A 15,536-nucleotide genomic window follows, 5' to 3' on the forward strand; every position below is an offset into this window, starting at 1 on the left:
GACATTATATAATAACTTTTGATAAAATTTCACAAAAAGGTTTGAATTGGTTCCGTTTCATATCCACAGCGATTATTCTTTGTTACATTCCACCATCCGCATAAAAGAATTAACCAAAAAAGCCAAAGAATACGGGTTTCATGCACTTGCGATTACCGAACTGGATAATATGTTTAGTGCAATTGAATTTTATGAAAGCTGCCGAGCCAACGAAATAAAACCTATAATCGGAAGCGATGTAAGCATTATTAGAGATGGTAACATCCACAGGCTCATACTTATAGCCAAAAACAAAACGGGCTACGACAACCTTATGTATTTAAGCTCCATCTCATACCTTTACAACATGAGAGGCGACAAGCCGTATCTGCCTTTTGAAGAAATCGTAAAAAATCAAGAAGGGCTTTGTTTTATACTTCCAATGCTAGATAGCGAAACAGGTTTTAATCTTAATATTTTTAATGAAAACAATATTTTAAAAGGCGCTAAAGGATATAATAAGGCAAAAGAAATTCTTGAAATTTACAAACAAAACCTAAATGAAATATATCTTGAAATTACGCGAGATTCCAAAGAAGAAAGGCTTATCGAAAACGACCTTATAAAACTCTCAAACGAAACAAACACACCGCTTCTTGCCTCATCAAACATATTCTTTTTAAATAAGCTCGATTACATCTATAAAGACGCGCTTGAATGCATAGAAAACAACAAACTTTTTGACGATTTGCACAGACGCCCGGTGGTGAAAGAAAACTACTTTAAAAGCAAAGAGGAATTCGAAGAGATTTTCAAAGACCTGCCGGAAGCCATAGAAAATACCGATAAACTGGCCGAATCCATAAACCTTGAAATACCACTCGGAAACCCTACACCGCCTACTTTTAAATTTACAAAAGAGTATGCCGCCGCCGAAGGGTTAGACATTGACAATGATGTGGAATATTTCGAATATAAATGTAAAGAGGGGCTTGAAGAGAGGCTTAAATATATACCGGAAGAATTACACGAAGAATATAGAAAAAGGCTCGATTACGAAATAGACATAATAAAAAGAATGAAATTCCCCGGATATATGCTAATAGTTTGGGATTTTGTTAGAGAAGCCAAAAAACGTAAAATTCCCGTAGGTCCCGGAAGGGGAAGTGCGGCAGGTGCACTTGTTGCTTACAGCTTACAGATTACAAACATAGACCCGTTAAAATACGGACTTCTTTTTGAGAGGTTTTTAAATCCTGAGAGGGTGAGCATGCCCGATATCGATATGGATTTCTGTCAGGAAAGACGGGGTGAGATTATAGAATATGTGCGTGAAAAATACGGAAAGGTAAACGTCGCACAGGTTATAACGTTTGGTTCACTGCTTGCAAAAGGTGTCTTAAGAGACGTTGCGAGAATTTTCGGAATAGATTACAGCGAAGCCGACAGATTCGTAAAACTTATACCCGATCAGCTTGGAATAACGCTTCAAAAGGCAAAAGAACTTGAGCCGAAAATCGTAGAAATAACCGAAGAAGACCCTCTTTATAACAGATTATATTCATTCGGTGAACATCTCGAAGGCCTTAAGAGGAATACGGGTATGCACGCTGCGGGCGTTGTCATAAGCGATGAAGAGCTTTGGAAAAAATCCCCTCTTTACAGACAGGACGAGCATGACGATACGATTGTCACGCAGTATTCGCTAAACTACTTAGAACCTGTAGATCTGATTAAATTCGACTTTCTGGGGCTTAAAACACTCACGGTTATAGACAGGGCCGTTAAAAACGTAAAAAATAACAAAGGTGTGAATTTAAACATCGACCTTTTAACTCTTGATGATCCGAAAGTGTTTGAGCTGATACAATCGGGCCACACTTTGGGTCTGTTCCAAATAGAATCGGATGGAATGCAGGATCTAGCAAAAAGACTAAAACCTACAAACTTCGAAGACATCATAGCAATGCTTGCCCTCTACCGCCCGGGACCGATGGACAGCGGAATGCTTGACGATTACATAGATAGAAAACACGGAAGAAAGCCTGTAAGTTATTTCTTTGACGAATTCGAAGAAGTGCTAAAACCTATTCTTGAACCGACATATGGGGTTATCGTTTACCAGGAACAGGTAATGCAGATCGTTCAGGCCATAGGCGGATTTAGTCTTGGTGAATCGGATATTATCAGACGGGCGATGGGTAAAAAGAAATTTGATTTAATGAAAAAATATGCTGAAGAATTTGCCCAAAGGGCCCAAAAAAGAGGCTTTTCGTATGAAAATGCAAAAGCGCTTTTTGAATTAATTGAAAAATTCGCCGGATACGGATTCAATAAATCCCACTCCGCCGCATACGCGATGATTACATACCAGACCGCGTATCTTAAAACATATTACCCTACCGAATTTCTAAGCGCACTCTTAACATACGAAGCTGAAAACACCGACAAAATTGCCAAATACATAGAAGAGGCAAAAGTTTTAGGCATAGAAGTATTGCCTCCTAACGTCAACAAATCAAATGCCGAATTTACGCCTATTGAAGACAAAATCCTCTTTGGTCTAAGTGCCATTAAAGGTGTCGGAAGCAAGGCGATTGAGAGTATCGTCGCAAACAGACCTTATGAAAGTCTTGAGGATTTCATACTTAAAGTCGATACGAGTAAAGTAAACAAAAAAGTGCTCGAACAACTGATAAAAGCCGGGGCAATGGATGATTTCGGATTTAGCAGAAAAGCGATGCTAAGCCGCGTGGAAGAAATACTTGAATTTAAAAAACGGGTAGAAGAAAAGAAAAATGCAATAAACCATGAACATTCTCTTTTTGCTGATATGGAAGAAAACGAAGAGATAGACGAACATCTCGATATTCCGAACACCGTGGAATTTGACATCAAAACGCTGCTTGAGTATGAATACCAGACACTCGGATTTTACGTATCCGCACATCCTCTTGATCCATATAAAGACAGGATGAAAGGCATTAATTATAACCTCTCAAGCGAAGTTGAGGAAATCATATCCCAAGAAGCCCTGTTTGTAGGTAAAATCGACGCGATGAAAGTGAGAATTTCTAAAAAAGGAAACAAATTCGCAATTGCCACTCTTATGGATTTTCACGGAAAAATTGATGTTATGATTTTTGAAAGGGATCTTGAAAAACTGAATGAATTCAATCTTGACGAGCCTATCGCAATAAAAGCTCAGGTTGATAAAGTCGGGGAATTTTTAAGAATTTCATGCCGTAAACTTATGAGTTTAGAAGAAGCAAAAGAAGAAAAAGGTGCAGTTAAGGACGAAATAACAATAATTCAAAGACAATTAGGTGAGAACTACGAAGAAGACCTGCTAAAAATCCATTCCGAACTTACCAAAAACCCAGGAAATAAAAGAGCCGTTTTACTATTAACAACCCCTTTTGGATTTAGTCTAAGGATAAACACGAATATAAAAACGTCCCTATAAACTTTTCCAAATCCTTCTCTCAAGCGAGAGCGTTTCAACAAGCGTGGCAATAAAATAAAAACTGCTTATCATTTTTTCAACATATTCATAATCACTCACGGATTTAAAAACAGGAGCTTCAAAATTATCATTACCACTTATTGCAACAAACATCATATTGTGTTTGAATGAAAAATATAAAGGTTTATTAATTGCTTTTTTAAATTTAAGTATTTTTTCCATTAAAGAAGTGCTTAAAACGTATCTTGCAAGTATCTGATCATCTGAATAAACTTTAAATTCCCTCTCAAATTCGGGACTATCCATTTTGACAAATTCGAGCCCGTGAGTATTGATTTTTTGAAAAGTATTTGCCAAATTCCCCAATAATTTTTCACTAAAATCAGGATAAACCAATACTTTGCCTTTAAAGCTTTTATTAAACTCACTTACAAAAAATGTTCCTCTAAATATTGTATGCCAGTGAGTTCTTCCTTTTGAATCTGTTGTTTTGTATTGTGTATGAATATCTGAAAATTCAAAATCAACATCGTTCAAAACACCTTTGACATAATCTTCACCCTCGTATTTATCATACGGCTTCAAAAAAAGTCCACTCAAATCATATTTTACAGGATCAATTTTGCCATTTGGATAATATTTAAAATTTTCACTGAATAACGAAATCAAGGAATGAATTACTTTTTCTTTAAATTCTTTTTTGTAATTTTTTATTATAAAATAATATATTAGAAGAAAAATTGAAACAAAAACCACTAAAAGCTCTGTAGCATCATCAAATTGAGGTTTAAAATAATAAATTAACATTAAATACAAAATCACAAAAACAAAAATAATAATTTTAATTGTAAAAAGCAAAGATTTTCTTTTTTCTTCAAGTGATTGAAGATAAGGGTTTTTATAATAAGCTATAATTAATTCGGATCTTTTTTTCATTGTTTAAAAAGTTCACCTACGTTTATATTTTCTCTTTCTTTTTCACTTATTTCAAAAACATTTTTTCTTTGATACCCCATAAATTTTGCCAGTATGTTTGTAGGAATCATTTCTATTGCGTTGTTATAATCCGTTACAGCCTGATTATACGCTCTTCTTGCGGCACTTATTTGCTCTTCAATTTCAGTCAGGGTCATTTGTAAATGCATTACGTTTTCATTTGCTTTAAGCTCCGGATAATTTTCGACATTTATCAGAATTTTTCCAAGCAGTGAAGATATCTGATTTTCAAGATTCATTCTTTCACTCTCATCCGAAACATTTTCGGCTTTACTTCTTAAGGCTGTTATTTTTTCAAGCAGATCTTTTTCATGTTTCATATATGCTTTTACGCTTTCCACCAAATTGGGAATAAGATTTCTTCTTTTTTTTAGAAGCGTATCTATGCTTGCGAATATATTTTCAACTTGGTTTTTTTTCGAAATCAGCGAGTTATACATAAGCACTATTAGTAAAATTACTACACCTAATACAATATATCCGATATATCCACTCATTTTAAATCCTTTCTTAAATATTAGGCATCGGTTCTGCCAAATAAAACCCTTGAAAGTAGTCAATATCTAAATTTTTAATAATATTAAAAGTTTCTTCACAACAAACAAATTCAGCAACTGTATTAGCGCCAATTTTTTTTGCGAAATCTATAATTGTCTCTACAACAATTAAATTTTTTCTATGTTTATATATTTCTTTAATTAAAGATCCGTCTATTTTTATGCAATCAATATTTAAAGATAATATATGTTTAAAATTAGAATATCCGCTTCCAAAATCATCCAATAATACTTTGGCTCCAAGTTGTTTTACTTTTTCTATAAAATTTTTTACAATATCGTAATTTTCAATACCTTCCGTTTCTAATATTTCAAATCCTATTTTGTTCCCTGTTTTTGTTCTTTTTATTGTATTAATAATAAAATCTACCAATTCAGGATTATTAATATCATCAATAGAAATATTTACATTAAATTCTTTATCAGTTTTGGAAAATTTTTCACATGCTTTTTTTATTACTTCTTTTGTAATTTGATTGTAAAGTTTAGTAGTTTTGGCAATAGGTAAAAAATCACCTGGTAAAATAATATTTCCATTTTCATCCCTCATTCTTACCAATACTTCATATTTTGTAATATTTTTATATTTATCAAAAATCGGCTGGTAATAACAAATTATTCCGTCATTTTCCAAAGCTCTGTGAATTGCCACAGTCATTGCGAGATTTTTTTTGTATTTATCTTCGATTTTTAATGATTCGTCATAAATTTGAAAAGGTATTTTTTTCATTTTTGCTTCTCTAACGGCCATATCAGCATGAGTTAATAGTTTTCCGCCATTGATTGCCGCACCTGCTCTTATATGTATATGAAAAGGCTCATTATTAGCTAAAAAAACCATTTTCTCTATTTTTTCTATAATTTTTTTAATAAAAATTTCTAATTCTTTATAAGTCATAGTTTGATCAAATAAAACTGCAAACTCGTCACCGCCTATTCTATATGGATTAATATGTTCTTTTTTAAGCTCTTCGGCAAACTTTAATAATAACTTATCACCTATTTCGGAACCAAACAAGTCATTGATCTGACCAAATTTATCGATATTAAAAATAACACAGGCATGAACATCTTTGTTATTCATATCTACAATCATTTTTTGTCTATTTGGAAGCTTTGTTAATTTATCATAATAAGCAATTTGATAAATTTCTTTTTCTTTTGCTTTTAGTTCACTCAAATCTATTACTGCAGAAATTCTTATTTTTTTATTATTTATTATTATATCTTTACCTCTAAGCATAGCTGGAAATTTTGAGCCATCTTTTTTAAGCATTATTGCTTCGTAAGGTGATTGATCTTTAATGTTAATTTTTTGTTTAACAAGTTCTCTTGATTCAGGGGCAACAAACTCAAAAGCAAGTTTACCTATCATTTCGTCTATTTTATAACCAAAAATATAACTCGCAGGTTTATTTGCTCTTATACATTTTTTATTTTCATCAAATATTATAAGACCTTCTATGGTTGAATTTATAATTTGATCTAAAAATTTTATTAATTGCTCTTCACTATTAAATGAAGTATTTAAATTATTAATAATACCTGACTCTAACAATGATTCAAGCATTTTATTCAATTTTAGTTCAAATTGTTCCATTTCCTGCCGTTTTTTTAATTTTATATTAATATTGTAACATATATTACTTAATTAATTCTTTAATTTTTTCTTTAAAATTACAGAGAAACTGAGGAAACTCTTCATCAACTTTGCTTAAATCCACATATTCTCTAAAAAATGTGTCAATATCTATACCTGCTTGCATTCCAAGAGAATAACCCTTAAACATTTCTTTAAGTTTAGGTGAATCGATTAAATCAACCATACTTTCACAAAAAGCTATTCCTTCTTCCATCATTCCTTCTTTCCAAAAGCCCAGAGCGTTGTCCGTTAAAACTACGACTGCAAAAAGTTCATCTTCATTTTTTAAATCAAATTTTTCATTTTTACTTAGTTTTAATTGATACAACGCAAAAGCATCATCAAAAGCTTTTTGAAAAAATTCTTCAGCTTTTTGCGTATCACCTTTTGTTAAAGCACTTCTAAACTCAAAATAATTATTTTTAATTTCCATAACCAATCCTTTTTTTGGTAATTTTATCATTTATTTGCTTTTTTTACATAATGGTGTTACAATGTCACTTGAAGATTAGCTCTTCTTAAATTTTAAGATGAACTAATTAAATATCACAATTAGGAAAAGAAACATGAAAACAATTTACGTAGGAAACATTAACTATCAAGCAACTGAAGACGATTTAAGACCAGTATTCGCAGAATATGGAGAAGTTATTTCAGTAAAAATTATAAATGATAGAGAAACAGGAAGAAGCAAAGGCTTTGGATTCGTTGAAATGGAAAGCGGTGCTGATACAGCTATAGAAGAGCTAGACGGTAAAGATTTCCAAGGAAGAAGACTTAGAGTTAACGAAGCTAGACCAAGAGCTCCTAGAGGAGAATAATTTCTCCTCTTTTAATAATCAAGAGTTTTAGTGCCTGTCACTATTATTAATAATTTTTACTTTTACTTTATTTTATAATCTTATGTATTTAAAATTTAAAAATGAAACAAATTTTCACTTAACAAAAAGTGACAGACACTTATGGAAATATTTGGCGGAAGGGGGAAGGAATCGAACCTTCCGGGCAGACAGTCACCTGCCGCCCCACCGGGTTTGAAGCCCGGGGTGTCCACCAGGATCACATCCCCTCCAAAATAATGAATATAATAATATCATATTTTAAATAAAAAGAAAAATGAATAAATGGTCATCTTCTAAAATCGTAACAAAAACTTATAACATTTTTTAATTTTATCTTATAACTATATATTTTATATACACTTATAATAAAATTTAATGAAAACAAAAAAAGGAGCTTAAATGAGATTTTCAAAAATTGCAATGGCAGCTTTAATTGCTGGTGGGTTATTTGTAACTACTGCATCTGCAGATTACAACAAAGGATTTAAATATTACAACAAATTTGTTAAGAAAAAATCTAAAATCAAATCAACACAATTAATTAAAATTTTAGGTGTTAAAAGTGTTGATGAACTAAAAGAACTTTTCAAAGATAATGGAAAAGGATTAATTGCTAAACTAAAAGCAGCAGGAAAAGATAAAGCAGCAAAAGCATTTGAAAAAATTATTAAAAAAGGTAAATTAAAAGACGTAGAAGACTTTTTAATCGGAATTATGAACGGAAAAATCCCAGCAGGATGTTAATTCCTGCTTTTTCTCTTTTATTTAAATTAGCGCCAGACACTAATATTTACAATAAAAAACGTAAGGCACACCCTGTGCCCTCATTAGCGTTATCAGCCAGCTGGAATTTTGCCGTTAAGAATACCTACTAAGAAATCTTGCAAATCTTTTAATTTATGTTTCTTAGCGATTTTCTCAACAGCTTTTGCAGCTTTTTTATGGCCGCTTTTTTCAAGTTTTTCAATAAGTGGTTTTGCATTATCTTTAAATAATGCTTTAAGTTGATCTGGTGTTTGAACACCTAAAATTTTAGGAAATTCACTTCCTTTAATTCCTGATGCTCTTTTTACATATTTTTGATAATACTTGAAACCTTTGTTGTAGTCGGCCATTGCTACACTAGCGCTGACACTTGCAAGTAGCAAACCTGCTACAACCATTTTTGCAAAGCGTCTCATTTGCTCTCCTTTAATGAATATAGGTTCATTTGGTATATACATAAATGAACCTTCATTAGAATTATAAATCTCAAACCTTAAAAAAAACTTAATATAAGTTTAAATTATAAACAAAACATATACATATTTTTGGTAATTTATATTATTATTGACATTAAATTTTTATTAAGCTAAAATTCAACTAAAAAAGGAGAATGCAATAAATAAGGAGACTCTTGAATAAACTATTAATTTCTTCATATCTACATGTAAACAATCCTCATTTACACAATTCTTCATTAAATAAAAAGGAATTTTAATGCAACAAGACGTTATTGCTTTAAAAATAAATAATCAAATAATAGATTTACAAACTGCGCAGGCAAAAGGAATAGAAGGTGGAGAACCGATTTATTTTGACAACTCACCGGAAGCATTGGAAGTAATAAGACACTCAGCTGCACATTTAATGGCTCAGGCTATCAAAGAATTATACCCGGAAGCTAAATTTTATGTTGGTCCGACAATTGAAAACGGATTTTATTATGATCTTAAAACCGATACGCCTATAACAGATAAAGATTTAAAAAATATTGAAAAGAAAATGAAAGCCCTTGCCAAAAAGAAATTCGATATTACAAGATATGAAATAAGTAAAAAAGAAGCAAGGGAAAAATTTAAGGACGACGAATTAAAACAGGCTGTTCTTGATATGATTGAAGGTGATTTGGTATCAATTTATAAACAAGGTGATTTTGAAGACTTGTGCCGAGGTCCTCACGTTCCGAATACTAAATATCTTCAAAATGTAAAATTACAGAAAGTTTCAGGAGCATACCTTGGTGGTGACTCTCAAAATGAAATGCTAACGAGAGTTTACGGAACCGCATTCGCTACAAAAGTAGCCCTTCAAGAATATTTAAAAATGCTTGAAGAAGCGGCAAAAAGAGATCATAGAAAACTCGGAACTGAACTTGAACTTTGGATGTTTGACGAAGAAGTTGGAGCCGGAATGCCAATATGGCTTCCAAACGGGGCTCTTTTAAGAGCAAATCTTGAAAAACTTTTATATTCTGCACATATAAGACGTGAATATCTGCCTGTAAGAGGGCCTGAACTTCTTAGAAGTCATATGTGGAAGATTTCAGGACATTATTATAATTATAAAGAAAATATGTATTTTACTGAAATAGAAAACGATGATCCAAACAAACCTGCAGACGAGTATGGTATTAAACCTATGAACTGCCTAAGTCATGTTAAAATATTCGGGCACAAAGTGAGAAGTTATAAAGAACTTCCTTTAAGATTATTTGAATTCGGAACCGTTCACAGACATGAAAAAAGCGGAGTTTTACATGGACTTTTAAGAGTTAGAGAATTTACCCAGGATGATGCACATATTTTCTGCAGACCTGACCAGATCGAAGAAGAAGTTATAAAAGTTTTAGAATTCGTTGATTCAATAATGGAGAGATTCGGATTTAATTACGAAATGGAAATTTCTACACGTCCTGAAAAATCAATCGGAAGTGACGAAATCTGGGAAAAAGCTACCGAATCACTTAAAAACGCTCTTAATTCATTAAACAGAGAATATGGAATCGACGAAGGCGGAGGAGCATTCTACGGGCCTAAAATAGATATCAAAATCACAGACGCAATTGGTAGAAAATGGCAATGTGGAACTATTCAGGTGGACTTCAATCTACCTGAAAGATTTGACATCACATATGTGGATGAAAACAACGAAAGAGTAAGACCTGTAATGATCCACAGAGCCATTATAGGAAGTTTTGAAAGATTTATAGCAATACTTACAGAACATTATGCTGGTGAATTCCCGACTTTCATAGCACCTATAAAAGCCATATTTGTTCCAATTGCCCAGTCACATGTTGAATATGCCAAAAAACTTCAAAAAGAGCTTCTTGAAGCCGATATTAATACTGAAATATTCTCAAGCAACGATTCACTCAATAAAAGAATTAGAAATGCAGAGAAAAGAAAAGTTGGTTATGTTGTAATTATAGGTGATGAAGAGGTTGAAACTGAAACAGTTGCCATTAGAGACAGAAAAAAAAGAGAACAATACAAAATGACAAAAGGAGAATTTGTGGAAATGATCAAAAACTTAAGCGAGGTTAAACTATGAGCAAAAAAGAAGATAAAGTATTAATTAACGAAGAAATTGTTGATTTTACAGATAGAGTAAGACTTGTTGACGGCGAAGGTGAACCTAAAATCGTTGATTCAAATAAAGCTCTTGAAATAGCATATAATAAAGGACTTGATTTAGTTCTTGTAGCACCAAATGCAAACCCACCTGTTGCAAAAGTAATGGATTACGGAAAATATAAATACGAACAGGAAAAAAAGAAAAAAGAAGCTAAGAAAAAACAAGTAAAAATTGAAGTTAAAGAAATTAAATTTACTTCAAAAATACAAGAAAATGATATAAACTATAAAGTAAAACATATAAAAGAATTCCTTGAAAAAGGAAAACATGTAAAACTAAGAGTTTTCTTAAGAGGTAGAGAACTGGCTACACCTGAAAAAGGTTTTGAAGTAATAAACAAAGTTTGGGATATGATAAGTGATGTTGCGGAAAAACAAAATGAACCAAAACTTGAAGGAAATTATATAAATCTTCTTGTCACACCTATAAAAAAGAAAACTAAAAAATAATTTCTTCTCTTTCCTTTCTTAAAATTTTCTTATAATTTAAAAAATTTTAAACCACATTGATATAATTATGAAAAATATAAAGGCATTTAATGCTTTCTCATAATAAAAAGTTATTAATTTATATTGCTTTACTATTTTTTTTATTATATTTGATAATTACTATTTCTTTTAATGTTATTCTTAAAAATATTGCAATCAATCAAAATGAACAAAAACTTTATAATATTTTACTTTACGAACAAGCTCAGAAAAATTATGTAGATAAATATCAAAAACAATGTATTTATTCATTACAAAAAAAACATATTTTATCAAAGGATTTTTTTGATCCTATTCTTATGTCTGCAACTTATATAACCAGACATACACTAGAAGAATATAACAAATTAAGAAAACAACATCATATGCCTGAAATAAAATACAAAATTGCTTCCGATAATCCAAGAAATCCAGTAAACAAAGCAAATAAATTCGAACTTGAATTACTTAAAAAATTCAATAATAAAGAAATAAATTCTTTTAGTAAAAAATTAAAAATTAACAATAAAGATTATATATATTACGCAATTCCAGTAACCCCAAACAACGAACAATGTATGAAATGTCATAGTAATCCAAAACTAGCACCAAAAGATTTAATAAAAAAATATGGTGATAAAGCCGGCTTTTACGAAAAAATAGGTCATATCAGGGCATTCTTTTCTTTAACACTTCCTTTAGATGAGGAATATAAGCTTATTAACAAAATAAGTTTTATTTTTAATCTAATATTATTTGGACTTTTTGTATTTACATATTTTCTAATTTTTCTAATAGTAAAAAAATTAGATAAAAAAGATAAACAAATTATAGAAAGTTCACATACCGATGAATTGACAAAAATTTTTAATAGAAAAAAATTTAACACCGATATACAAAAAAATCTTAATCAAGATTCGGCTTATCTTATGCTTATTGACGTTGATCACTTTAAAAAAATCAATGACACTTATGGACATCCGGTTGGTGATTACGTTCTTGAAAAATTAACCGAGCTTATATCTAAAAACATTAGAAGCAATGATAAATTTTATAGAATAGGTGGTGAAGAGTTTGCAATTATTTCTACTCAAAAAAGTAATGAAGACCAAAGAAAGTTTGCAGAAAAAATAAAAAATCTAATTGAAAACTATAATTTTGAAAAAGTTGGACATATTACAATAAGTATAGGATTTACAAAACACAACCCAAATGAATCATATTTAGAGTGGTATAAAAGAGCCGATGAAGCACTCTATGAAGCCAAAAAAACAAGAAATACAATAAAAGAAAAATGATTATTTTTTAAGTGAATTTAGTCTTTCTTCCTTACTACCTATTGAAGTTATTTGAATGCCAAAATTACCATCAACTATTACAACTTCACCCTCACCTATTTTTTTATCTTCTATTAAAATATCTAAAGGTTCTTTGGCAAGCTGATTAAGTTCAACAATACTTCCTATATCCATTCCTATTACATCTTTTAAAAGCATTATTTTACTTCCAATTCTTACTCTTAATTGCAATTTAATATCAAGCAGCATTTCAAGGTTTTTCATTTCTCCTTTTAACTCAGTAGTTTTTGCTGGAGCAGATGATTCGTCTTTTTTGGAAGGATTTAATTCATCATATACATTTTCATCAAATACAACTTGACAAACTTTTACAACATCGTTTACTTTACATTCCATATTAATGGCATATGCGTATTCGCTTAAATCTTCTTCTTTGTCAACAAAGAAAACATTTGTAATTTCAAAATCAAGATTAGGCATATTTTCCTGTGCACTAAGAGTCGTTTTTAATGCCCCAAATACATTTGAAATAATTTCTTTAATTGCATCTAAATCATCTTCATTCATTTCGGTTTTAGGCACACCCTCACCTGCTAACATTAAATCACCTAATGCAGTTGCCACTTCCGCAGGAACCAAAAAAAGTATTTCTCCTTTTGGTTTTACTTTGATAACTATCTTAGCATATGGCGGCTTAGTAGGACCTAAATCTTTGGTTTCAGACAATATTGATATTTCCGGCGCTATTCCAATTAATCCTTCTATTGTAGATTTAATCTCATTTACTAATAATTCTTTAAACTCATTCACTTTCTTCTCCTGTTATCTGCTCTAATCTCTCTTTACGTTTCTGTTCAAGTTTTTGTAAGATTTCTTTAATCTCATCATGTTCGGTTTTTAATATTTCTTTGATTTTTATACTTCGTCTATATCTTCTTACACCAAATTCAGCAATAAATTTTTCTCTTCCATCTACTTTTACTATAACAGTATCATCTGCTGGGCGATTTAATTTAATTATATCCCCAACTTCCAAATCCAATACCTGCTTCATATTAAGCTCAGCATATCCCAATACCGCTTCAAGTTCAATTTTAGCCCCTCTAAGAAGTGCTCTTAATTCTTTATTTCTTGATTTTCTACCACTTGTTTCATTTAACATCAAATCTCTGTTTGCAAGTCTTGGAAGTAGTGATTCAATAGTAATTACTGGATAACATATATTCATCATACCGCTTGTCTGCCCGATTATTATTTCCATAATAACCATTATTACAATTTCATTTTGAGCAACAATTTGAACAACGTTCGGGCTGGATTCTTTTGCTTCGATTATTGGGTATAAATCCATAATAGGCGACCAAACTTCTTTCATATTTTGAGTAACAACTTTTAAAATTTGATCAAGTAAGTTTAATTCAATATCAGTAAATTCTCTAGTTGTTTCAAATGGTGCACCACTGCCACCTAAAAGTCTGTCTATCATAGGAAATACAATAGAAGGATTTAACTCTATTACCCCTTTCCCATCAAGAGGTTTTAATGAAAACACGTTAAATGAGGTTGGACTAGGTAAACTCATTAAAAACTCACCATATGTCATCTGATCAACAGAATGAAGCTGAATTTCTACAATACTTCTCATAAGTGAAGAAATATCACTTGCAAGACTTCTTGCCATTTTATCGTGAATTGCACGAATAGAACGTAGCTGTTCTTTGCTAACTCTGTTTGGTCTTTTAAAATCATAAAGAGTTATTTGCCTATTATCTAATATGTCTGATGCTTTTTCAAGCTCATCTGGTGCAATATCTTCTTCTTCAACAACTTCAAGTAGTGCGTCTATTTCTTCTTGTGATAAAATATCAGCCATTTAACTCTTTCCTTAATTTTTTAATTACGTTTTTATGAATCTGAGAAATTCTGCTTTCAGTAACGCCTAAAATTTCACTAATCTCTTTTAAAGACAATTCTTCAAAATAATATAATTGTATTATTAATTGTTCTTTTTCACTCATTGTTTTTAAAACTTTTTTAATAGCTTCAATTAATTCTTCTTCTTCAATTTTAACACTTACATTATCAAAAAAATTCATCTGCTCTTCTATTGGCATTACATTATAAATTTCACTTGCATTCTTAGCACGCCTAACTTTTTCAACATCAATTCCTAGTTTTTCTGCAATATATTCATCATCAGGCTCAATATCGTATTCAGCCTGATAACTTTCAACGATTTTTTCAATATCTTTTATAATTTTTCTATCACTTCTACTAACTGTATCTAAGCTTCTTAAAAAGTCCAACATACTTCCATATATTCTTTTCTGGGCATATCCCCAAAAGTTGTCATTTTGTTTTGGATCGTATCTGCGTGCTAATTTCACCAGTTCTTCAAGTCCTATTGATACTAAGTCATTAAATTCTACACTGCTTGGTAGCCTTTCTTTAAGTCTGGCAGCCATAGCTTTTACTGCTGGCATATAATCTACAGCTAATTCATCTCTATATGTTTTTAAGTTTTCTTCATATGGATTTGCCATTGTAGGTGTCATGACTTATTCTTTACTATTTTAATTTCTTCTTCTTCAATCTGTTTAATAAACTCGTAACTCTCAAGAATGAAGTCTTCTTTTTTTTCTAATTCTTTTATCTGAACATCTAAAATTTCATCTATTTCATGTTTATTAAAATACATTATTTTTTTAATATCCAAATATTTTATAAAAAATGTAACACTTCCAAGTCCTAATAAATAAAAAACAGCTGTAATTAATAAAGTAGCATAAATAAATTCCTGAAAATTAAGATTATGAAGAATAGAAAAAATTATTCCAATAAAAAAACCGCTAGAAGCTAAAAAAAAGATAAAATTTTCTCCTCTCATTTT

Annotated in this window: 15 protein-coding genes and 1 tRNA gene; 6 read left to right on the plus strand and 10 right to left on the minus strand. The window is 30.9% G+C overall.

What is annotated here, in order from left to right:
• Window positions 1-46: 46 nt before the first annotated feature.
• Window positions 47-3,445 carry a DNA polymerase III subunit alpha gene (dnaE, locus tag ACYQ19_RS03180; protein WP_459977976.1) on the plus strand — a complete coding sequence of 1,133 codons (3,399 nt, stop codon included), beginning with the start codon at window positions 47-49 and terminating at the stop codon, window positions 3,443-3,445.
• On the opposite strand, the gene ACYQ19_RS03185 is transcribed toward dnaE, so the two are convergent.
• Genes ACYQ19_RS03185 through ACYQ19_RS03200 form a run of 4 tightly spaced genes read right to left on the minus strand, consistent with a single transcriptional unit; the run spans window position 3,440 to window position 7,073 of the window.
• Complete coding sequence (locus tag ACYQ19_RS03185) at window positions 3,440-4,381, minus strand: DUF3137 domain-containing protein (RefSeq protein WP_459977977.1); 942 nt, start codon at window positions 4,379-4,381, stop codon at window positions 3,440-3,442. The two genes, dnaE and ACYQ19_RS03185, sit on opposite strands and share 6 nt — an antisense overlap.
• On the minus strand, window positions 4,378-4,938 hold the full coding sequence (locus tag ACYQ19_RS03190) for a LemA family protein (RefSeq protein ID WP_459977978.1): 561 nt from the start codon (window positions 4,936-4,938) through the stop codon (window positions 4,378-4,380). The genes ACYQ19_RS03185 and ACYQ19_RS03190 overlap by 4 nt, the downstream gene beginning before the upstream one ends.
• Before the next feature lie 13 nt (window positions 4,939-4,951).
• Window positions 4,952-6,598 carry an EAL domain-containing protein gene (locus ACYQ19_RS03195; RefSeq protein ID WP_459977979.1) on the minus strand — a complete coding sequence of 549 codons (1,647 nt, stop codon included), beginning with the start codon at window positions 6,596-6,598 and terminating at the stop codon, window positions 4,952-4,954.
• 43 nt (window positions 6,599-6,641) lie between these two features.
• Window positions 6,642-7,073, minus strand: coding sequence for a DNA polymerase III subunit alpha (locus tag ACYQ19_RS03200; RefSeq protein WP_459977980.1), 432 nt, complete (start codon window positions 7,071-7,073; stop codon window positions 6,642-6,644).
• Window positions 7,074-7,206: 133 nt separating this feature from the next.
• Between ACYQ19_RS03200 and rbp the strand changes: the two genes are divergently transcribed.
• A complete protein-coding gene (gene rbp, locus ACYQ19_RS03205) occupies window positions 7,207-7,461 on the plus strand; it encodes an RNA-binding regulator (protein WP_015902068.1) in 255 nt (84 codons plus the stop codon).
• Window positions 7,462-7,613: 152 nt separating this feature from the next.
• Here rbp and ACYQ19_RS03210 read toward each other — a convergent pair.
• Window positions 7,614-7,712, minus strand: a tRNA-Sec gene (locus tag ACYQ19_RS03210).
• 169 nt (window positions 7,713-7,881) lie between these two features.
• Between ACYQ19_RS03210 and ACYQ19_RS03215 the strand changes: the two genes are divergently transcribed.
• Entirely contained in the window at window positions 7,882-8,226 is a 345-nt protein-coding gene (locus ACYQ19_RS03215; RefSeq protein ID WP_459977981.1) for a hypothetical protein, read from the plus strand.
• Between the two features lie 92 nt (window positions 8,227-8,318).
• Here ACYQ19_RS03215 and ACYQ19_RS03220 read toward each other — a convergent pair whose 3' ends face one another.
• Window positions 8,319-8,663: a hypothetical protein gene (locus ACYQ19_RS03220; protein ID WP_459977982.1), complete on the minus strand. Its 345-nt coding sequence runs from the start codon at window positions 8,661-8,663 to the stop codon at window positions 8,319-8,321.
• A gap of 298 nt (window positions 8,664-8,961) precedes the next feature.
• Between ACYQ19_RS03220 and thrS the strand changes: the two genes are divergently transcribed.
• The 3 genes from thrS to ACYQ19_RS03235 all read left to right on the plus strand — a co-directional run bounded on the left by thrS (window position 8,962) and on the right by ACYQ19_RS03235 (window position 12,646).
• Window positions 8,962-10,797 (plus strand): threonine--tRNA ligase, encoded by a 1,836-nt coding sequence (gene thrS / locus ACYQ19_RS03225; protein ID WP_459977983.1) that lies wholly within the window; start codon window positions 8,962-8,964, stop codon window positions 10,795-10,797.
• A complete protein-coding gene (gene infC, locus ACYQ19_RS03230) occupies window positions 10,794-11,330 on the plus strand; it encodes a translation initiation factor IF-3 (RefSeq protein WP_459977984.1) in 537 nt (178 codons plus the stop codon). Before thrS ends, infC begins: the two co-directional genes overlap by 4 nt.
• Before the next feature lie 149 nt (window positions 11,331-11,479).
• Window positions 11,480-12,646 (plus strand): diguanylate cyclase, encoded by a 1,167-nt coding sequence (locus ACYQ19_RS03235; RefSeq protein WP_459977985.1) that lies wholly within the window; start codon window positions 11,480-11,482, stop codon window positions 12,644-12,646.
• On the opposite strand, the gene fliY is transcribed toward ACYQ19_RS03235, so the two are convergent.
• From fliY to ACYQ19_RS03255, 4 genes are read right to left on the minus strand one after another with little or no spacing between them, the layout of a single operon-like run.
• Window positions 12,647-13,456: a flagellar motor switch protein FliY gene (gene fliY / locus ACYQ19_RS03240; protein ID WP_459977986.1), complete on the minus strand. Its 810-nt coding sequence runs from the start codon at window positions 13,454-13,456 to the stop codon at window positions 12,647-12,649.
• Window positions 13,449-14,519 (minus strand): flagellar motor switch protein FliM, encoded by a 1,071-nt coding sequence (fliM, locus tag ACYQ19_RS03245; RefSeq protein ID WP_459977987.1) that lies wholly within the window; start codon window positions 14,517-14,519, stop codon window positions 13,449-13,451. The genes fliY and fliM overlap by 8 nt, the downstream gene beginning before the upstream one ends.
• Complete coding sequence (locus ACYQ19_RS03250) at window positions 14,512-15,201, minus strand: RNA polymerase sigma factor FliA (RefSeq protein ID WP_459977988.1); 690 nt, start codon at window positions 15,199-15,201, stop codon at window positions 14,512-14,514. Before ACYQ19_RS03250 ends, fliM begins: the two co-directional genes overlap by 8 nt.
• Window positions 15,198-15,533, minus strand: a complete 336-nt coding sequence (locus ACYQ19_RS03255; protein WP_459977989.1) for a hypothetical protein — start codon at window positions 15,531-15,533, stop codon at window positions 15,198-15,200. The genes ACYQ19_RS03250 and ACYQ19_RS03255 overlap by 4 nt, the downstream gene beginning before the upstream one ends.
• Between the last annotated feature and the right edge of the window lie 3 nt (window positions 15,534-15,536).

The organism is Nautilia lithotrophica (genome assembly GCF_054656815.1).

Bases quoted from the DNA above. Each gene is read 5' to 3' on its own strand.
- ACYQ19_RS03185 (WP_459977977.1), bottom strand. From the start codon at position 4,381: ATGAAAAAAAGATCCGAATTAATTATAGCTTATTATAAAAACCCTTAT.
- ACYQ19_RS03190 (WP_459977978.1), bottom strand. From the start codon at position 4,938: ATGAGTGGATATATCGGATATATTGTATTAGGTGTAGTAATTTTACTA.
- ACYQ19_RS03195 (WP_459977979.1), bottom strand. From the start codon at position 6,598: ATGGAACAATTTGAACTAAAATTGAATAAAATGCTTGAATCATTGTTA.
- ACYQ19_RS03200 (WP_459977980.1), bottom strand. From the start codon at position 7,073: ATGGAAATTAAAAATAATTATTTTGAGTTTAGAAGTGCTTTAACAAAA.
- rbp (WP_015902068.1), top strand. From the start codon at position 7,207: ATGAAAACAATTTACGTAGGAAACATTAACTATCAAGCAACTGAAGAC.
- ACYQ19_RS03215 (WP_459977981.1), top strand. From the start codon at position 7,882: ATGAGATTTTCAAAAATTGCAATGGCAGCTTTAATTGCTGGTGGGTTA.
- ACYQ19_RS03220 (WP_459977982.1), bottom strand. From the start codon at position 8,663: ATGAGACGCTTTGCAAAAATGGTTGTAGCAGGTTTGCTACTTGCAAGT.
- thrS (WP_459977983.1), top strand. From the start codon at position 8,962: ATGCAACAAGACGTTATTGCTTTAAAAATAAATAATCAAATAATAGAT.
- infC (WP_459977984.1), top strand. From the start codon at position 10,794: ATGAGCAAAAAAGAAGATAAAGTATTAATTAACGAAGAAATTGTTGAT.
- fliM (WP_459977987.1), bottom strand. From the start codon at position 14,519: ATGGCTGATATTTTATCACAAGAAGAAATAGACGCACTACTTGAAGTT.
- ACYQ19_RS03250 (WP_459977988.1), bottom strand. From the start codon at position 15,201: ATGACACCTACAATGGCAAATCCATATGAAGAAAACTTAAAAACATAT.
- ACYQ19_RS03255 (WP_459977989.1), bottom strand. From the start codon at position 15,533: ATGAGAGGAGAAAATTTTATCTTTTTTTTAGCTTCTAGCGGTTTTTTT.